We start from the raw sequence: 18,764 nt of genomic DNA on the forward strand, positions 1-18,764 counted from the left end.
TATACTATTATTTTCACTGCGTGTGTAACGTTTTCATAAAAAATGTTACACGGCTGTAATAATTGTCACTTATTGTCACAATGTGTATGAAAAATATGTTGAAAATTATAATAAAAAGGCTGTCTAGAAAGATCTAGCAGCCTTTTTATTATAATTTTTTATGTTCATTTTTATTCGTAACACCGAGATGTTTTTGAAGGGTAGTTGAAATAGTATCGACGCTTTTTTCATTTGGAACGTAATAATAAATACCACCTATATATTTATCTGTACCTTCTACTTGCATTTTTTCCATCTTTAAATTTGAATCCATTGAATTTTTTGTAATTGTCATCATATCATCAAAAGTTAAATTGGTTTTTAAATCTTTATCGACAGCGTCTAGTAGGCCACCGATTTTATTAATGGAATTAAGAGATAGTGCCTTTTCAGCAATGGCCTCTAATACAAGCTGTTGTCGTTGGCCACGCATATAATCACTATCGATGTGACGAGTTCTAGCTAGTGCCAGTGCCTCTTCTCCATTTAAATGTTGACGTCCTTTTTTTAGATGAATTGCATCTGCTTCATCTTTACTATTTTGCTCTGTGAACTCAACTGGAACGTCTACAGTAATACCACCAAGAGAATCAACAATTTTAATAAATGATTTAAAATTGAATTTTACATAGTAGTCAACTGGAACATCTAAAAAGTTCTCTACCGTATCAATTGTGCTGTCTACACCACCGAATACGTGCGCATGTGTGATTTTATCGTATTTATCACGTGATTTAATGTAGACGCGTGAGTCACGTGGAATGCTTACAAGTTTAACGGATTTATCGTTTTTATTAATTGTTGCAAGTAATAACGCATCTGTTCGAGTTGCTTTTCCATAACCTTTTTCCCTAATATCACTTTCATCAACACCCATAATTAGTACAGAAATATTATCGGTCATAGGTTTAACAGCTTTTTCACGTTTACTGGACTTATCTCCTCGACCTAGTTCAGCATAAGCATTATTTAAGACGGACTTTGCTTTACTGTATATATGGAAGGAGTAGCCTCCTGCTCCAAGTGCTACAATTAGTAATGGAATAAGAAGGAACCAAAGTAGGCGTTTTTTCTTTGAGCGTCCTTTTTTGGCTCGCGTATTGTTGTTCGTGTCGGATTTCATCATTTTTTCTCCTTTAAAACTATCAAAGTGTATACATTTAGAAGTGTACTCAAACACATAAAAAATATTTTACGCTAAATAAAAGCGATTGTACATGTATAAAAAATAGATGTCTTGATTATTTATCCCGCATTAACGGGCAGTAAAACTCCCACCTCAAAGTCCAGCGAATGCAAGGAAGTTAGGTGGGAGTTAACTGCCCGTAAAAGCCCGATTGGTGAAGGCTAATACTCAGAGGGGGGATAGCCCCCTCTGAGTAAAGTTTCACTGTATAAGACATCTATTCGTTATTGTATACAAAAGATAGGGATAAGAAAATGATAAAATTTTACCTAATTACAACATAATGCTTACGATAATTGCAGATAAAATACTAACGAGAGTAGCTCCATATAGTAATTTAAGGCCAAACCTCGCAACAACGTTTCCTTGTTCTTCGTTTAGTCCTTTTACCGCACCTGAAATAATACCAATGGAAGAAAAATTGGCAAAAGACACAAGGAAAACAGAAATAATACCAACTGTACGGGGAGAAAGGCTATTAGAAATTTTACTAAGGTCCATCATTGCGACAAATTCATTCGTTACAAGCTTTGTTGCCATAATACTGCCAGCTGCGACAATTTCAGAACTTGGTACACCGATAAGGAATGCGATAGGTGCAAATACATAGCCGATTAATTGTTGGAACGTAATACCGAATATAATGAGGAACAGGTCATTAATACAACTAATTAATGCGACGAACCCGATGAGCATAGCGCCGACAACAATGGCTACACGAAAACCATCAAGAATGTATTCTCCAAGCATTTCAAAAAAGCTTTGTTTTTCACCTTTGATTTCTAAAATATCTTCGTCATCTTTAACGTCGTAAGGGTTAATGATGAGTACGATAATAAAACCGCTAAATAAATTGAGAACGAGTGCAGTTACTACATATTTAGGTTCAATCATTGTCATATAGGCACCTACGATAGACATAGATACGGTTGACATAGCAGAGGCACAAAGTGTATAAAGACGGTGTTTTGGAATTTGAGCTAATTGCTTTTTCACTGTAATGAAAACTTCGGATTGGCCGACAATGGCAGAAGCAATAGCGTTGTAAGATTCTAATTTCCCAAGACCATTTATTTTACTAAGAAAGTACCCGATCCAATGAATGAAAAATGGTAGTATTTTGAAATGTTGTAATATACCAATTAAAACAGAAATAAAGACGATTGGTAATAATACATTAAGGAAAAATGGCATTTCACCTTTATTTGCAAGTCCACCAAATACGAAATTTATTCCATCAGCAGCATACTCGAGTAGTTTGGTAAACAAACTGGAAATGATTCTAATAAGTATGAGGCCGATTTCTGTATTTAATAGTAAATAGGTTAAAATTAACTGTATAATGAGCATGATAAAAATTGGTTTAAATTTAATATGCTTCTTATTATTGCTAGCGATATAAGCGAGCAAGAAAACAACAATTAGTCCGACGAAAAAAGTAATGAATTTCATGGTAAGCCCCCTAAAAGAGATATTCTGCTATATATGTTTTTCATTTCAAGGGAGAATATGCATCTTTGGTAAAGAAAGGAATAGAGAGAGTATGAATATATGTAGAGTGCATCACGTTGCAATTATTTGTTCGAATTATGAGACGTCAAAGGATTTTTATACTAGAATATTAGGGTTTAAAGAAATGAATGAAGTATATAGAAAGGAACGAGATTCTTATAAATTAGATTTATGTGTAGGAGAAGAGTATCAAATCGAATTATTTTCATTTCCAAATCCACCTGAGCGCAAAAGTTTTCCAGAAGCAGCCGGTCTTAGACATTTAGCATTTGCTGTTACAAATATAGAAGAAGCTATGAAGCATTTAAATCAATGTGGTGTTGAGACCGAACCGATCCGTATTGATGAAATAACGGGGAAGAAATTCGTCTTTTTCCAAGACCCTGATGCTTTACCTTTAGAATTGTATGAGGTTTGAAAATTGGTGGATTTTATATAGAGTTGCTGTCCAATAATTGAAGAAACTAAAGTGAAACTTCTTTTTAAAAAGGAGGTGTAACTTTAGCTAAGAAAGCTAAAGAGCATATGTGGATATTTTAAAATTATTGATGGTAGTCCTTCTTATTGGGTTAACAGCATTTTTTGTGGCTGTTGAATTTGCAATTATTAAGGTACGTAGCAGTCGTATTGATCAACTCGTTAGTGAAAAAAGACGAGGTGCACTGGCAGCAAAAAAGGTAACTACAAATTTAGATGAATATTTATCGGCCTGTCAGCTAGGTATTACAATTACTGCTTTAGGGCTCGGGTGGTTAGGGGAACCAACTATTAAACATTTACTCGAACCGTTGTTTTTAAAATTGCAATTCTCACCTGCAATTTCTAGTACAGTTTCATTTATTATTGCCTTTGCAGTAATTACATTTTTACATGTTGTCATTGGGGAACTTGCTCCAAAGACATTTGCTATACAAAAAGCAGAACAAGTTAGCTTATTGTTATCGAAACCACTTATTTATTTTTACCGAGTTATGTATCCGTTTATTTGGGCTTTGAATGGTTCAGCGAGGGGTGTAACTGGTTTATTCGGATTACATCCAGCTTCTGAACATGAAGTAGCTCATTCAGAAGAAGAATTAAGGTTAATCTTATCTGAGAGCTATGAGAGCGGAGAGATTAACCAAAGGGAATTTAAATATGTAAATAATATTTTTGAATTTGATAATAGAGTAGCAAAAGAAATTATGGTACCTCGTACGGAAGTTGTAGGCTTATATGAGGACGAACCATTTGAAACACATATTAAAGTAATCGCGCAAGAAAAGTACACGAGATATCCTGTATTTGGTGAAGATAAAGATGAAATTATTGGGATGGTTAATGTAAAAGATTTATTTATTCGGTATATGGATGGTAATCGGGACGAGGAGTGCTCGATTATGCCATATACAAGGCCAGTTATTGAAGTGCTAGAAAATATTCCGATTCATGATTTACTATTACAAATGCAAAGAAAACACATTCCATTAGCTGTATTGTATGATGAATATGGTGGTACAGCAGGGATTGTTACACTAGAAGATATTTTAGAAGAAATTGTTGGAGAAATTCGAGATGAATACGATGAAGATGAGAATCCACCTATAGAGCATGTAAGTGAAGGTTATAAAATCGTAGAGGGAAAAGTGCTTATTAGTGAAGTAAATGATTTGCTTGGCATACATTTAATTGCTGATGATGTAGATACAATTGGTGGCTGGATTATGGTACAAAAACAAATCGTTGCTGAAGGAGATATTATTGAGAAACACGGTTTTTATTTTAAAGTCCTTGAAAAGGATATGCATCAAATTAAACGAGTGGAAATAAGGAAAGTAGAAGAATGATTTTCTATAAACTTTAATAAAAAGGATATACAGAAAAATAAATGTTTGCGCTTTCAAAAAAGGTGCTATATAGTGAAGGTGGATACTGAAAAATTCTTCTGAATGATACTCGTGTTTTTAGAGGGCGGATTTTTTGGATAAGGATTTAGAATGAAAAAGTATAGGTGATAAAAATGATAGCAACGAAGGATATACGTATAGAAAAAGATTTTTTAGGTGAAAAAGAAGTACCAAGTGCAGCTTATTATGGTGTACAAACATTACGTGCCGTAGAAAACTTCCCAATTACAGGATATCGCATTCATCCATCACTCATTACAGCAATGGCAATTGTGAAAAAAGCGGCGGCGCTTGCGAATATAGACACTGGTTACTTAGCTAAAGACATTGGACATGAAATTGCAGAAGCAGCGCAAGAAATTGTTGATGGAAAGTTTCATGATCAATTTATCGTGGATCCTATTCAAGGCGGAGCCGGAACTTCTATTAATATGAATACAAATGAAGTAATTGCGAATAGAGCGTTAGAACGTATGGGATATGAAAAAGGTGCGTATGCGAAAATTAGCCCAAACACTCATGTGAACATGGCCCAATCAACGAACGATGCGTTTCCAACAGGGATTCATATTGCAACTCTTATGATGTTAGAAGAGCTTCTTATTACAATGGAGGAACTTCATTCTGCTTTTCGTAAAAAAGCAAAAGAGTTTGATCACGTTATTAAAATGGGACGCACACATTTACAAGATGCAGTTCCGATTCGTCTTGGACAAGAATTTGAAGCGTATAGCCGAGTGCTTGCGCGTGATATAAAAAGAATTAAACAGTCTCGTCAACATTTATATGAAGTGAATATGGGAGCGACAGCTGTTGGTACAGGATTAAATGCAAATCCTACGTATATTGAACAAGTGGTAAAACATTTAAGAACGTTTAGTGGATTCCCACTTGTTGGTGCAGAGCATTTAGTTGATGCAACGCAAAATACAGATGCATACACAGAAGTATCTGCAGCACTTAAAGTATGTATGATGAACATGTCTAAAATTGCAAACGATCTTCGTATTATGGCGTCTGGACCACGTGTTGGGTTAGCTGAAATTCAATTGCCAGCACGTCAGCCAGGTTCATCGATTATGCCAGGTAAAGTAAATCCAGTTATGGCAGAAGTGATTAACCAAGTCGCATTCCAAGTAATCGGAAACGATCATACAATTTGCTTAGCATCAGAAGCAGGACAATTAGAGTTAAATGTAATGGAGCCTGTACTTGTATTTAATTTAATTCAATCTATTAGTATTATGAATAATGGATTCCGTGTATTCCGTGAATATTGTATTGAAGGAATTACAGCAAATGAAGAATTGCTGAAGCGATATGTTGAGAAAAGTGTTGGAATTATTACAGCAGTTAATCCTCATATTGGTTATGAAGCAGCATCTCGTATTGCACGTGAAGCAATTGAAACAGGAAAATCTGTTAGAGAGTTATGTTTAGAACATGGTGTACTGACGGAAGAGGAATTGGATATTATTTTAGATCCATTCGAAATGACTCACCCTGAAATTGCTGGAGCTTCTTTATTAAAAAATAAAAAAATGTAATGTGAAAAACACCGATCCATTTGGATCGGTGTTTTATTTTTAAAAGATATTAAATACAGCGTTTAATTGAAGTAAGCTAATAACAGCTAAGAAGATTAAACTGTATTTCATTGCTGTTTTAAATAGAGCAGATTCTTTACCAACTAGTCCAACTGCGGCACAAGCAACTGCTACAGATTGTGGTGAAACCATTTTTGCCATTGTACCACCTACTACGTTTAAGGCAACGAGTGTAGAAGGAACGATGTTTAACTGGTCTGCTGTTACTGCTTGAAGTGGTGCGAATAAAGAACCACTTGAAACTACTGAACCTGTAATGAATACGCCAATCCATCCTAAGATTGGAGAAAGAACTGGGAATGCATTACCAGTAGAAGAGAATGCAAGTCCAAGTGTAGATGACATACCAGAGTAGTTCTCTACGTAAGCCAAAGCGATAACGCTACAAATTGTATATACTGGAGCTTTTAATTCTTTCATTGTTTCAATCATTAATTCTTTAACCATTTTACCTTTTACGCGGTAAACAATAAGTGAAACGATAATTGCTAGTACAATCGCAGTAGTTGTAGAAGAGAATACATCAAATTTGAAAACAGCTGCGAAAGGTGTATCAGCTTTTGTAATTGGTGTAGTTTTCATAACAGCATTATGAAGACCAGGGAACTGAATGTTAAATACTAAGTTTGCTAACGCACCATCTGGAGCAAATAAAGCTTTAATCGGTTTTAAGTTAAAGATTGTTACAAATGCAGTTAAGAATACGAATGGAGACCAAGCATATAAAATTTGATTGAATGTATGTGATACTTTAGTTTCTTGTTTTTCTTCTTTAGTAGAAGATTTTGGTTGCCAAACACGTAAGAATAATGCAAGAGCAATCATACTTACAACTGCTGCGAAAATATTAGTAAGTTCTGCACCTAAGAAGTAAGTTACAGCGAATTGAGTAATAGCGAAAGAAACACCACTTACAAGAATACCTTGCCAAGTTTCTTTAATACCTTTAATTCCATCGACCATTGAAACAAGTAAGAAAGGTAAAATAATACTAATGAAAGGTAAAATAAGAACAGTTTGACGACCAATAGTTAATGCGTCAAGTTGAGTTAATTGTGCTGGCACTGTAACTGGAATACCCATAGCACCCATAGCACCACCAGCAATATTAGCTACTAAACAAATACCTGCTGCTTTTAATGGATTAAAGCCCATACCCACAAGTAGTGCAGCTGTAATAGCAACTGGAACCCCTAGACCAGCTGCGCCTTCTAAGAAAGCACCGAAAGAATAAGCGATTAATAATACTTGTAAACGTTGATCATTTGTAATGCTTGAAATACTATCGCGAATAATATTGAATTGCTCTGTTTTAACAGTTAATTTGTAAAGGAAAATTGCGGCGATAACGATAGTACAAATTGGATAAAATCCAGATAAAACACCGAATCCGGCAGATGCTACAGCTACTGTTGCTGGCATTTTATAAACAAATATTGCAAGGATAATAGCGACGATCACACTATAAAGACCAGCCATGTAACTTTTCATTTTGAATCCCATTAAACAAATGATGAAACAAAAGATTGGAAGTGCTGCGATTAGTGCAGATAACCAAATATTGTTTAATGGGTCATAAATTTGTGTCCAAGTACTCATAATAATGACAACTCCTATCTATTATATGTGAAGAAATTCACATTATTTGTGAAACTATTCACAATCAACTTACATGCTTAGTATATTCTCCTTCAACACTATTGTCAACGTAAAAAAGTATAATTATTCCATAATAGTGTTAAAAGAAAAGCTTTGTTCATAAAGTAGACAAAAAACACACTCAAATGAATTTAAGTGTGCTGTATAAACTATTTGCATATTATTTTGCTTATTCAGATGGCATGTTCTCTGGTGTATATTAGATGCTGTCTTTTATATCGAGTATAAAGTTTAATATATGCATTTATCTGTCCTGTTTGATCTAGTGAGGGAGGCACGTTGAGTGGATTTAATAGGAAGTTTTGCACAACAGTCCAACCGCTTGCAATACGAATAAAAAATTAGAAACAAATTTTTAATATCACATCATCTCTTTTTACTGAAAATTCCTTTTAACGTAACAAAGAGGTTAATTATAGTTCAACTACATTACGATAGGTTATCAATTATAGACGGTATTTTACAATACCGTTACTGTGCATTTCAATGAGGTGAAAATATAACAAAAAGCCTGATAAAACAACGTTTGCAAGCAAAGTATTCGTAGGCCATTATTTTGCTTTTTCGTTATATCATATAGTATAATATTCAAAATCAGCAAGGATTTTTTCCTGAATTTTTGCTGATAAAGATGGAAAAATTTTTCGGCTTTATAGGTTGATAAAGTTATGTCGTAACAGGAAATATAAGAACAGATATATAAATAAATAAAAAGAACATAAAAACGCAAATAAAAACGAAAATGAGGGGAACTTTATGAGCCAAAATCAATTCGAATGTCGTATTTCAGAAGAAGATGTACAAATGTTAAGAGCGTTAGCTCACCCACTTCGTCTACGTCTAGTAATGGAACTTATGCAAAGAGGAACATGTAATGTAACACAACTACAGGAAGTATTAGAAATTCCGCAATCAACGGTTTCACAACATTTAACGAAGTTAAAGCAAAATAAAGTAGTGCGCTTTGAAAGACGAGGATTAGAAGTGTATTATCAAATTCATAATGATAAAGTAAGTGCGGTAGTAAAAACATTATTTTCATAAAATTTGAATATTGTGGAAAAAGACGTATGTAATATACGTCTTTTTTTATTTGTCAGAAAGGTAGCGAGAGAGTAAATATTAGCATGTGAGGAAGAAATGACTATTAATCAACATGCTGCCTTACCGAATATATTCTAAAAGGAAAAGAAAAAATAGAAAGGAGTGTAGTAAGCAAAAGGAGGGATAGTAGTATGGATGTGAAACGTGTGAAACAAATCTTATCTTCTTCAAGTAGAATTGACGTTACATATGAGGGCGTACCAGTATGGATTGAGAGCTGTGATGAGCAGAAGGGGAGTGCTCAAGTGTATGATGTATCTAATCCTGGTGAGAGCGTTCATGTGGACGTGACAGCTTTAGAGGAGAAATAATAAAAAAGACGCTTCTAATTTTAGAAGCGTCTTTTTGTTATTCCATCATATGTGCAATTTTCTTAGAGAACATCAGAAGTACTAATCCCAGTACAATTACGATAATACCGATGCTTGCGAATACTTCTAAATATCCTAAAGATTGAGTGAAAGCGGCTAATTGTCCTGCTAATAAGTTTGCGAAGCCAGTACCAGCTAACCATACACCCATTAATAATGATGCTAATTTAACAGGAGCGATTGCACTTACCATAGATAATCCAATTGGTGATAAGAATAACTCACCGATTGTGTGGAACATGTAAGTGAATACAATGAATAGTAAATTTGCTTTCATTGTAATGTTACCTTCATCGCTACCAGTTTTTAAAACAGCTAAAGTTAGAACTAAATATCCAATCCCTAGTAAAATCATGCCTAATGCCATTTTTGTTGGGATTTTCAAATCACCATTTTTTGTTTTTGAAAGCTTAATCCATAACGCAGAAACAGGTAATGCTAGTAAGATAATGAATAGTGGGTTTACAGATTGGAACCAAGGTGTTGGAATTGTAAATCCACCGATTGTACGATCTACGAACTTATCTGTGTAAAGTGTTAAAGAACTACCAGCTTGCTCAAATCCTGCCCAGAAGAATACTACGAAACAAGTTAAAATTAAAATTGCAGCAGTACGTTTTTTCTCTTGTGTTGTTAAAGGTTTTTTCTCAATTGCTTTTGCATTTTTTTCTTTAGATTGTTTACCTACAACAGTTGTTCCGATAGACCCTAAGTAACGAGGTGCTAAGAAATTAAAGGCAAGCTGCCCAATAATCATACCGATACAAGCTGTTAAGAAACCGTATCTATAATCTGCGAAGTAACCGCAAATGAATGGAGCGATAAGAGCTCCTAAATTAATCCCCATGTAGAAGATAGTGAAGGCACTATCACGACGAGAATCATTTTCGCTATATAATTGACCTAATAAAGTCGAAATATTTGGTTTGAAGAATCCGTTACCAATAACTAATAATCCTAATCCTAAGAAAAGTCCAGTTTTTGTGTTCATTGAGAATAATACAAAGTTACCAATTGCCATGATGATACCACCAATAGTAATGGCATGTCGCTTCGTAATGAAATGGTCAGTTAACCAACCACCAATAATAGGTGTGAAATATACAAGCATTGTGAAAATACCGTAAATTTGAACTGCAACTGCTTTATCAAATCCTAAACCGCCGCTTACTAAGCTCGTTGTTAAATAAAGAACTAATAAGCCACGCATTCCGTAATAACTAAATCTTTCCCACGCCTCTGTAAAGAACAACAAGTATAACCCTGGTGGATGTTTTTTTGGTGATTGTTGCTCTCCAGCTTTGTCTAATTTTAAAGCTGCATCCATTTTTGTTTCCCCCTAATCCTGTATAACGGATATTTATGTAATCATTTTAATTTACAAAATATTTAGAAGTCAATAGAATTATATGGAAATAGAAAGAAAATTTCTAAAAAAGTTCTATTTTTCTTCAACCGTTACTGTATTTTGCCCTGAAAACGAGATGATAAGCGTTTTCAAATGTAATAATTGAATTCTAAAAGAAAATAAAATAGTGATTAATCAGAAAATTTAGATTAAAAAAATATTCTGATATAAAGAAAATATACTCTATTTACTTTTATAATATAACATATTGGGAATAAAAATACAAAACGAAATAATGTGACATTTAAGTGAATTGAAAAATAACCAGCTCCATAGAAGCGAGCTGGTTAAGGAAATATTATTTAACAAAGCGCTTTTCGATGTCATCTAGTAATAGGTTAGCAGCCATTACACCGCCAGCTGTATTCCAAATAACATCGTCGACTTTGTATGCTTTACCATTCTTTACGGCATTTAAATTTTTAAATAGAGGATCGTTTATATATTCTTTTTCTAGTTCAGATCCTTTTTTCTCATTTCCTTTATCGAATGTGAAGTAGAATAATACGTCACCATCCATAGCAGAAATACGCTCTTTAGATACGTTACGCTCTGCAAAATCATCTTTATTTTGATCTCCAGGACGTTTAAATCCAAGTTCTTTTAAAATAACACCAGAGAATGTATCGCCATGATAAATACGAACATCACCAGGCATGAAACGAACCATAGAGATTTCTTGATTTACTTTATCGCCAAGTTTGCCTTTTAAATCTTTCATACGTGATTCGTAATCAGCTACAACTTTTTGACCTTCTTTTTCTTTATTTAATGCTTTTGCATAAAATTTGAAGTTATCTTTCCATTCACCACGTAATGTTTCTGAGAACACAGTAGGTGCAATTGCTTTTAGTTGTTCGTACACTTTTTCGTGGCGCATTTTGTTACCGATAATTAAGTCTGGTTTTAAAGAAGCGATTGTTTCAACGTTAACTTGTCCTTCATCACCAACAACTTTTACATCTTTCATTTTATCCTTAATATGTGGATACCATGGGTCACCAGTCCAAGACTTTACAGCACCAACTGGTTTCACACCTAATTCAAGTAAAGCTTCAGTTCCTTCATTTGTTAAGATAACTACACGTTTTGGATTAGCAGGAACTTCTGTTTTACCCATTGCATGTTCTACAGTAACCACTTCTTTTTTAGTATCTTCTTTTGGAGATTCTTCTTTGTTATTTGATTTTCCACAAGCGCTTAAAAGCATTGAAAATGCTAGTAAAAATACAAATACTGTAAACGATTTCTTCCGCATGAAATTCATTATGTACCCCCTATATGTTGAGAATATTTTTCAATAGCAAGCATGATATTAAGCCTTTATCTTTTAATTGTCAATATATATGGGTGAAAATAATTCTCATTTCCGTTGACAATGAGAATTAAGTTGAAATACACTAACAACGTATCATTATACATTGAAGGGGAAACGCTGCATGTTATTAAAAACAAATCGAGCAAAATGGATTGGATTATTTGTTGGAATCATTGCAGTCGTCATTTGTATTTGGGGAAGTATTATTTTCGGATATACAAATACGAGTTGGAAACTAGCATTGGATGCTTTTTTCCATTTTAACGGTTCCAATGAACATATTATTATTGAAAATGTACGTCTGCCTAGGGCGTTAATTGCAGCTAGTGTTGGTGCTAGTTTAGCCATTGCTGGTTGTCTTATGCAAACTTTAACGAAGAATCCACTTGCTTCTCCAGATTTTATTGGATTAAATTCAGGTGCTGCGTTCTTCATAGTTGTAGCAATTGTAATCTTTTCCGTGACATCATTATCAGCTTTCACATGGATTGCTTTTTTAGGAGCGGCGGTTGCAGCTGTACTTGTATTTGCTTCTAGTTCTTTAGGAAAAGAAGGGACTACTCCTCTTAAGTTAACGTTAGCAGGGGTCGCAATTAGTGCGTTATTTTCATCATTAACACAAGGATTACTTGTGTTAAATGAAAAAGCACTTGAAGAGGTATTATTTTGGCTTGCTGGATCTGTGCAAGGGAGAAAGTTAGAAATTTTACAATCTGTATTCCCGTATTTATTAATAGGATGGATTGCATCTCTTATGATGGCAGGGAAAGTAAATACATTGATGATGGGAGAAGACGTCGCGAAAGGACTTGGACAACGAACAATTTTAATGAAATCGTTCGTGTTACTTATTATTGTACTGTTGTCTGGTGGTTCAGTTGCGGTTGCTGGCCCAATTGGATTTATTGGAATTATTACTCCGCATTTTGCTAGATTTCTTGTTGGAGTTGACCACAGATGGAGAGTGCCCTATAGCGGATTGTTAGGTGCAATACTACTAATATTGGCTGATATAGCAGCAAGATATGTCATTATGCCACAAGAAGTACCAGTGGGAGTTATGACAGCATTTATTGGAGCACCGTTCTTTATTTATATTGCACGTAAGAGAGGGCTTAGCAAATGAAGAAATATATTCCGTTTCGTATAGGAAAAGGCGAGCTCTCGTTTTTAATGTATAAACGAGCTTGTCTCGTCTTGTTAAGTTTACTAGTTGTTTTAATAGGATTATTCTTTGCGAGCGCAGGTATGGGAGACATGAAAATTGCTCCTTATGACGTATGGCAAGCAATTACCGGAAATGGCGATGCGATGTCTAACATGGTTGTAAATAAGTTTCGTATGCCACGTATTTTAATTGCTATCCTTGTAGGAATTGCGCTTGCGGTAGCGGGCTGTATTTTACAAGGGCTCGTTCGAAATCCACTTGCTTCTCCTGATATCATCGGGATTACGGGCGGGGCAAGTGTCGCAGTTGTATTATTTTTAGCGCTATTTAGTGATAAAAATAATGCACTAACGGTAAGTATTCATTATATGCCGCTCGCAGCTTTTGCAGGAGCAACGATTGTAGCGGTTTTTGTATACTTATTTGCATGGAAAAATGATGGATTATCACCAATTAGTCTCGTTTTAATTGGTGTTGGATTTTGGGCATTAACGAAGGCGGCAACGACTTTGTTTATGTTATTAGCACCAATTTATCAAGCGAGTCAAGCGAATGTATGGATTACAGGTACCGTTTACGGATCTTCTTGGCAAAATGTTATGGTACTTGCGCCTTGGGTTCTCATTTTAACAGTAATATCATTTATCGCAGCTAGGCATTTAAATGCACAAGAGCTAGGGGATGATATAGCGGTAGGACTTGGGGTTCCTTTAACAAAGTCGCGTGTATTTATGTTATTACTTAGTACAGCTTTAATTGGTGGTGCGGTAGCTTTTGCCGGAGGGATTGGATTTGTCGGTTTAATGGCACCACATATTTCACGAAGATTAGTTGGTTCTTTATACGGTGCATTACTCCCAGTTGCAGCTATTGTCGGTGCAATTCTAGTACTTGCTGCAGATTTAATAGGGCGTACAATTTTCACACCACTTGAAATTCCAGCAGGGGTATTTACATCAGCAATTGGTGCACCTTATTTTATTTATTTACTTTATAAAAGTCGGAATTCATAAAGGGAGATGAATATGCAAAAAGCATTGGAGACGAAACGCTTGACGTTGTCTTATGGTGAAACAATTATTATTGATGAGCTGAACTTAGAAATTCCAAAAGGAGAAATTACAATTTTTATTGGTTCTAACGGTTGCGGGAAATCAACTTTATTACGTTCACTAGCCAGATTATTAAAGCCAACAAATGGTGATATTTTGTTAGATAATCAAGCAATTCAAAGTATGCAAACGAAGCAAATTGCTCGTCAAATGGCGATTTTACCGCAAGGACCACAAGCACCAGAAGGACTTACAGTATTACAACTTGTAAAGCAAGGGCGTTATCCATATCAAACATGGCTGAAGCAATGGTCAGAAAAAGACGAGGAAATGGTACAGAAGGCACTTGCAGCAACAGGTATGACAGAATTTGCTGAGCGAGATGTGCATGCCCTTTCAGGTGGACAACGTCAACGTGCTTGGATCGCAATGACACTTGCACAAGATACAGATATTATTTTACTGGATGAGCCAACTACATACTTAGATATGACTCACCAAATTGAAGTGCTAGATTTATTATTCGAATTAAATGAAACAGAACAAAGAACAATTGTTATGGTATTACATGATCTAAATTTGGCATGCCGCTATGCAGATAACATTGTAGCAATTCAAGATAAACAAATATATGCACAAGGTAAACCTGAAGAAGTGGTAGATGAGAAACTAGTACGTGATGTATTCCGAATGGAGTGTCAAATTAGTACGGATCCGTTGTTTGGAACACCACTTTGTATCCCGCACGGAAGAGGAAGACGTGTAGTTAAAGAAGTTGCCCAGGCAATGAGATAAAAAAACGATGAGTGATTCATCGTTTTTTTTATTTTGTACAAGAAAATAAGAGAAAGAGAGGAATTCGTAAGCGACGTTTATACTCTTCTTCATTTTGAAAATAGGTTGAATTTGGTGTAGCTTCTTTTAATGATGTAATGGTAAATCCAGCTTGCTGTAATAATGTGAAATACTGTTCCGTTGTACGATGATATTTAATAACTTCTTGGTCAATCCATGGTTCAACCCGTTTGCCTAGTTTAAAGTAATGATCGACGAGCCAACTCGTTCTTTTACCACTTGTTTGTAAGCTTTCAAACGAAGAAGTAATTACGGGATGTTGAACGCTAAAGGTAAAGGTGCCATTTGTTTTTAAAGTTTGAAACACTTTTTGAAAAATGGTATCAAGATGTTCAATATAATGTAAGGCGAGTCTAGATGTTACTAAATCAAAAGTGGAAGAGGGGTAGGTATAATCTTTGAGGTTTAAAAAATGAACAGATCCATTTTTATTTTCTAGTTGTTTTTTAGCTTTTTCATACATAAATTCGGAGCCTTCAATGCCGGTGTAAGAGTGGCATCCCTTTTCTAATAATTCCGCGCCAAACTTAGCGTCACCACAGCCTAAATCGAGAATTTGTTTTCCTTGTACATGACCAATGAGCTGAAAGAATACTGGTTTTTCAATGGATTCATTTGGGCTATTTTCTCGGTATCTTCGTTTCATATATTGTTCGAAAAATGCTGTGTTATTGTATACATCAGATTCTGTAAATGCCATGTTTGAAACCTCCCGAAATATTTTTTTAATTCTATCAAATATGAAAAGTAAATCATAGATTTATTGTAATGAATCATATATAATCTAAAATTGTAAGCGGTTACTTTAAACTATTTTTCTATAATAAATTCTGAAAACGTGTTAAGCTAGTAGAGGGATTATTGGAACTATTAAGACAATAATTCGCTTACATGAACGATGGGAGGCTTCACGATGTCTAGTAAAACACTTGCGAAATTTTTAGAAGAAAATTTAGAGGATTTAAAATCAAAGGGGCTTTATAACGTAATTGATCCGCTTGAGAGTTCAAATGGACCGATCATTACAATTGGCGGAAAAGAATATATTAACTTATCTTCAAACAACTATCTTGGATTAGCAACAGATAGCCGTTTGCAAGAAGCAGCAATTGGTGCAATTCATAAGTACGGTGTTGGGGCAGGAGCTGTTCGTACAATTAACGGTACTTTAGATTTGCATATTAAATTAGAAGAGACAATTGCAAAGTTTAAACATACAGAAGCAGCAATTGCTTACCAATCAGGATTTAACTGTAATATGGCAGCGATTTCAGCCGTTATGGATAAAAATGATGCAATTCTTTCAGACGAATTAAACCATGCTTCTATTATTGATGGTAGTCGTCTATCAAAAGCCAAAATTATTGTTTATAAACATTCGGATATGGAAGATTTACGCCAAAAAGCAATCGCGGCGAAAGAATCAGGTCTTTACAATAAATTAATGGTAATTACAGACGGTGTCTTCTCAATGGACGGAGATGTTGCGAAATTACCAGAAATTGTTGAGATTGCAGAAGAATTAGATTTAATGACATATGTAGACGATGCACACGGTTCAGGCGTACTTGGAAAAGGTGCAGGAACTGTAAAGCACTTCGGTCTATCTGATAAAGTTGATTTCCAAATTGGTACATTATCAAAAGCAATTGGGGTAATTGGTGGATATGTAGCAGGGAAACAAAACTTAATTGACTGGTTAAAAGTTCGTTCACGTCCATTCTTATTCTCTACAGCATTAACACCAGCTGATGCAGCTGCATGTATGCGATCCATTGAAATTTTAATGGAAAGCACAGAGCTACATGATCGTTTATGGGAAAATGGCCGCTACTTGAAACAAGGATTAAAAGAACTTGGCTTTAACATTGGGGAAAGTGAAACGCCAATTACACCTTGTATTATTGGTGACGAAGTGTTAACACAAGAGTTTAGTAAACGTCTAAATGAGGAAGGCGTATACGCAAAATCTATCGTGTTCCCAACTGTAGCTAAAGGAACAGGTCGTGTTCGTAATATGCCTACAGCAGCTCATACGAAAGAAATGTTAGATGAAGCAATTCGTAAGTATGAAAAAGTAGGAAAAGAAATGGGCATCATTTAAGTAACGACATCTTTTGAATAGCTTGCAAATGAGGAGTGGGGAAAATGAAAAAAATTCTAGTAACCGGTTCTTTAGGGCAAATTGGTTCTGAATTAGTAATGAAACTTCGTGATGTATACGGCGCATCAAATGTTATTGCAACAGATATTCGTGAAACAGATAGTGAAGTAGTAACATCTGGTCCATTTGAAACGTTAGATGTAACAGATGGACAAAAACTACATGATATCGCAAAGCGTAATGAAGTAGATACAATTATTCATTTAGCAGCTTTACTTTCAGCAACAGCAGAAAAAAATCCGTTATTTGCATGGAATTTAAATATGGGTGGACTTGTAAATGCATTAGAAGCAGCTCGTGAATTAAACTGTAAGTTCTTCACGCCAAGTTCTATCGGTGCATTCGGTCCATCGACGCCAAAAGATAATACACCGCAAGATACAATTCAGCGTCCTACTACGATGTATGGGGTGAACAAAGTAGCAGGAGAATTACTATGTGATTATTATCATCAAAAGTTTGGCGTAGATACGCGCGGTGTCCGTTTCCCAGGTTTAATTTCTTACGTAGCTCCTCCAGGAGGCGGAACGACTGATTATGCAGTTGAAATTTATTATGAGGCGATTAAAAAAGGTGCATACACCTCATACATTGCTGAAGGAACATATATGGACATGATGTATATGCCTGATGCTTTACAAGCAATCATTTCATTAATGGAAGCTGATCCAAGTAAGCTAGTGCATAGAAATGCATTTAACATTACAGCAATGAGCTTCGAGCCAGAGCAAATTGCAGCGTCAATTCGTAAACACATTCCGACGTTTACAATGGATTATGCAGTAGATCCAGCTCGTCAAACAATCGCTGATAGCTGGCCAAACTCTATTGACGCAACTGCAGCAATGAAAGAGTGGGGCTTTAAAGCAGAATACGATTTAGACAAAATGACAACTGACATGCTGGATAAGTTAAAAAAAAAGCTCACAGCTGGGTTAGTGATGAATTAATAGGAAGGGTCGATTCTTAGGAATCGGCTCTTCATCATTTTGGAAGGGAGAGAAGTCTTGTGCAAAGAGTTGACGTTGTATATGCACTAATACATGACGAAGAAACAGATAAAATATTAATGGTACATAATGTAGAACAAAATGTTTGGTCATTGCCAGGCGGGGCTGTGGAAAAAGGTGAAATATTAGAGGAAGCACTAATAAGAGAAGTGAAAGAAGAGACAGGTTTAACTGCTACGTTAGGTGGACTTGTTGCGATCAATGAAAAATTCTTTGAAGAATCAGGGAATCATGCACTATTTTTTACATTCCGAGCGAATGTAGTAAAAGGTGAACTTATTGCGGAAGATGAAGGTGAAATTTCTGCAATAGAGTGGGTGGATCGAAAAATTGTGAATGAGCGTTTCCCATACTATGACGCAGGATTTGAATCTTTATTAGAAGTAGCCATTCCGTACAAGTTTCAACCAGAAACAAAGTAATTG

The 18,764-nt window shown here is 35.2% G+C and carries 17 protein-coding genes; 11 read left to right on the plus strand and 6 right to left on the minus strand.

Annotated features, from left to right (window positions below):
- Positions 1-148: 148 nt before the first annotated feature.
- Both AXW78_RS02990 and AXW78_RS02995 read right to left on the minus strand, forming a co-directional pair.
- On the minus strand, positions 149-1,165 hold the full coding sequence (locus AXW78_RS02990) for an LCP family protein (RefSeq protein ID WP_002163841.1): 1,017 nt from the start codon (positions 1,163-1,165) through the stop codon (positions 149-151).
- A 333-nt stretch (positions 1,166-1,498) separates the two neighbouring features.
- Positions 1,499-2,677 (minus strand): NupC/NupG family nucleoside CNT transporter, encoded by a 1,179-nt coding sequence (locus AXW78_RS02995; RefSeq protein WP_000668864.1) that lies wholly within the window; start codon positions 2,675-2,677, stop codon positions 1,499-1,501.
- 91 nt (positions 2,678-2,768) lie between these two features.
- Between AXW78_RS02995 and gloA2 the strand changes: the two genes are divergently transcribed.
- The 3 genes from gloA2 (at position 2,769) to aspA (ending at position 6,170) form a co-directional block, all read left to right on the plus strand.
- Complete coding sequence (gene gloA2 / locus AXW78_RS03000) at positions 2,769-3,155, plus strand: SMU1112c/YaeR family gloxylase I-like metalloprotein (protein ID WP_061883771.1); 387 nt, start codon at positions 2,769-2,771, stop codon at positions 3,153-3,155.
- 109 nt (positions 3,156-3,264) lie between these two features.
- Positions 3,265-4,563: a hemolysin family protein gene (locus tag AXW78_RS03005; protein ID WP_000353330.1), complete on the plus strand. Its 1,299-nt coding sequence runs from the start codon at positions 3,265-3,267 to the stop codon at positions 4,561-4,563.
- A 173-nt stretch (positions 4,564-4,736) separates the two neighbouring features.
- On the plus strand, positions 4,737-6,170 hold the full coding sequence (gene aspA / locus AXW78_RS03010) for an aspartate ammonia-lyase (RefSeq protein WP_061883772.1): 1,434 nt from the start codon (positions 4,737-4,739) through the stop codon (positions 6,168-6,170).
- A 39-nt stretch (positions 6,171-6,209) separates the two neighbouring features.
- On the opposite strand, the gene AXW78_RS03015 is transcribed toward aspA, so the two are convergent.
- Positions 6,210-7,829 (minus strand): L-lactate permease, encoded by a 1,620-nt coding sequence (locus AXW78_RS03015; protein WP_000109096.1) that lies wholly within the window; start codon positions 7,827-7,829, stop codon positions 6,210-6,212.
- An 816-nt stretch (positions 7,830-8,645) separates the two neighbouring features.
- On the opposite strand from AXW78_RS03015, the gene AXW78_RS03020 reads away from it, so the two are divergent.
- Both AXW78_RS03020 and AXW78_RS03025 read left to right on the plus strand, forming a co-directional pair.
- Positions 8,646-8,933: an ArsR/SmtB family transcription factor gene (locus AXW78_RS03020; RefSeq protein ID WP_000081428.1), complete on the plus strand. Its 288-nt coding sequence runs from the start codon at positions 8,646-8,648 to the stop codon at positions 8,931-8,933.
- Positions 8,934-9,124: 191 nt separating this feature from the next.
- Entirely contained in the window at positions 9,125-9,304 is a 180-nt protein-coding gene (locus AXW78_RS03025; RefSeq protein WP_000382679.1) for an acid-soluble spore protein H, read from the plus strand.
- Between the two features lie 37 nt (positions 9,305-9,341).
- On the opposite strand, the gene AXW78_RS03030 is transcribed toward AXW78_RS03025, so the two are convergent.
- Both AXW78_RS03030 and AXW78_RS03035 read right to left on the minus strand, forming a co-directional pair.
- Positions 9,342-10,691 (minus strand): peptide MFS transporter, encoded by a 1,350-nt coding sequence (locus AXW78_RS03030; RefSeq protein ID WP_000338314.1) that lies wholly within the window; start codon positions 10,689-10,691, stop codon positions 9,342-9,344.
- A 379-nt stretch (positions 10,692-11,070) separates the two neighbouring features.
- The gene (locus AXW78_RS03035; protein ID WP_001010268.1) at positions 11,071-12,039 is read right to left on the minus strand and encodes an ABC transporter substrate-binding protein; all 969 of its coding nucleotides are present in this window, start codon (positions 12,037-12,039) and stop codon (positions 11,071-11,073) included.
- A 172-nt stretch (positions 12,040-12,211) separates the two neighbouring features.
- Between AXW78_RS03035 and AXW78_RS03040 the strand changes: the two genes are divergently transcribed.
- From AXW78_RS03040 to AXW78_RS03050, 3 genes are read left to right on the plus strand one after another with little or no spacing between them, the layout of a single operon-like run.
- Positions 12,212-13,216, plus strand: a complete 1,005-nt coding sequence (locus AXW78_RS03040; protein WP_000925225.1) for a FecCD family ABC transporter permease — start codon at positions 12,212-12,214, stop codon at positions 13,214-13,216.
- Positions 13,213-14,271: a FecCD family ABC transporter permease gene (locus AXW78_RS03045; protein WP_000760057.1), complete on the plus strand. Its 1,059-nt coding sequence runs from the start codon at positions 13,213-13,215 to the stop codon at positions 14,269-14,271. The genes AXW78_RS03040 and AXW78_RS03045 overlap by 4 nt, the downstream gene beginning before the upstream one ends.
- A gap of 12 nt (positions 14,272-14,283) precedes the next feature.
- A complete protein-coding gene (locus tag AXW78_RS03050; RefSeq protein WP_001167953.1) occupies positions 14,284-15,105 on the plus strand; it encodes an ABC transporter ATP-binding protein in 822 nt (273 codons plus the stop codon).
- A 28-nt stretch (positions 15,106-15,133) separates the two neighbouring features.
- Here AXW78_RS03050 and AXW78_RS03055 read toward each other — a convergent pair whose 3' ends face one another.
- Complete coding sequence (locus AXW78_RS03055; RefSeq protein WP_061883773.1) at positions 15,134-15,865, minus strand: class I SAM-dependent DNA methyltransferase; 732 nt, start codon at positions 15,863-15,865, stop codon at positions 15,134-15,136.
- A gap of 213 nt (positions 15,866-16,078) precedes the next feature.
- Between AXW78_RS03055 and AXW78_RS03060 the strand changes: the two genes are divergently transcribed.
- The 3 genes from AXW78_RS03060 to AXW78_RS03070 are packed head-to-tail and all read left to right on the plus strand — an operon-like array spanning position 16,079 to position 18,761.
- Positions 16,079-17,269 carry a glycine C-acetyltransferase gene (locus AXW78_RS03060; RefSeq protein WP_000095906.1) on the plus strand — a complete coding sequence of 397 codons (1,191 nt, stop codon included), beginning with the start codon at positions 16,079-16,081 and terminating at the stop codon, positions 17,267-17,269.
- Positions 17,270-17,313: 44 nt separating this feature from the next.
- Positions 17,314-18,279 (plus strand): L-threonine 3-dehydrogenase, encoded by a 966-nt coding sequence (locus AXW78_RS03065; RefSeq protein WP_000723128.1) that lies wholly within the window; start codon positions 17,314-17,316, stop codon positions 18,277-18,279.
- Positions 18,280-18,338: 59 nt separating this feature from the next.
- Complete coding sequence (locus AXW78_RS03070) at positions 18,339-18,761, plus strand: NUDIX hydrolase (protein ID WP_001189943.1); 423 nt, start codon at positions 18,339-18,341, stop codon at positions 18,759-18,761.
- Positions 18,762-18,764 lie beyond the last annotated feature (3 nt).

The organism is Bacillus thuringiensis, from assembly GCF_001595725.1.
GTDB classification, from domain to species: Bacteria; Bacillota; Bacilli; order Bacillales; family Bacillaceae_G; genus Bacillus_A; species Bacillus_A thuringiensis_K.

Excerpts from the sequence above, each read along its gene's own strand:
- AXW78_RS02990 (WP_002163841.1), bottom strand. The coding sequence starts at position 1,165 with ATGATGAAATCCGACACGAACAACAATACGCGAGCCAAAAAAGGACGC.
- AXW78_RS03035 (WP_001010268.1), bottom strand. The coding sequence starts at position 12,039 with ATGAATTTCATGCGGAAGAAATCGTTTACAGTATTTGTATTTTTACTA.
- AXW78_RS03015 (WP_000109096.1), bottom strand. The coding sequence starts at position 7,829 with ATGAGTACTTGGACACAAATTTATGACCCATTAAACAATATTTGGTTA.
- AXW78_RS03025 (WP_000382679.1), top strand. The coding sequence starts at position 9,125 with ATGGATGTGAAACGTGTGAAACAAATCTTATCTTCTTCAAGTAGAATT.
- AXW78_RS03065 (WP_000723128.1), top strand. The coding sequence starts at position 17,314 with ATGAAAAAAATTCTAGTAACCGGTTCTTTAGGGCAAATTGGTTCTGAA.
- AXW78_RS03060 (WP_000095906.1), top strand. The coding sequence starts at position 16,079 with ATGTCTAGTAAAACACTTGCGAAATTTTTAGAAGAAAATTTAGAGGAT.
- AXW78_RS02995 (WP_000668864.1), bottom strand. The coding sequence starts at position 2,677 with ATGAAATTCATTACTTTTTTCGTCGGACTAATTGTTGTTTTCTTGCTC.
- AXW78_RS03045 (WP_000760057.1), top strand. The coding sequence starts at position 13,213 with ATGAAGAAATATATTCCGTTTCGTATAGGAAAAGGCGAGCTCTCGTTT.
- aspA (WP_061883772.1), top strand. The coding sequence starts at position 4,737 with ATGATAGCAACGAAGGATATACGTATAGAAAAAGATTTTTTAGGTGAA.
- AXW78_RS03050 (WP_001167953.1), top strand. The coding sequence starts at position 14,284 with ATGCAAAAAGCATTGGAGACGAAACGCTTGACGTTGTCTTATGGTGAA.
- AXW78_RS03055 (WP_061883773.1), bottom strand. The coding sequence starts at position 15,865 with ATGGCATTTACAGAATCTGATGTATACAATAACACAGCATTTTTCGAA.
- AXW78_RS03040 (WP_000925225.1), top strand. The coding sequence starts at position 12,212 with ATGTTATTAAAAACAAATCGAGCAAAATGGATTGGATTATTTGTTGGA.
- gloA2 (WP_061883771.1), top strand. The coding sequence starts at position 2,769 with ATGAATATATGTAGAGTGCATCACGTTGCAATTATTTGTTCGAATTAT.
- AXW78_RS03020 (WP_000081428.1), top strand. The coding sequence starts at position 8,646 with ATGAGCCAAAATCAATTCGAATGTCGTATTTCAGAAGAAGATGTACAA.
- AXW78_RS03030 (WP_000338314.1), bottom strand. The coding sequence starts at position 10,691 with ATGGATGCAGCTTTAAAATTAGACAAAGCTGGAGAGCAACAATCACCA.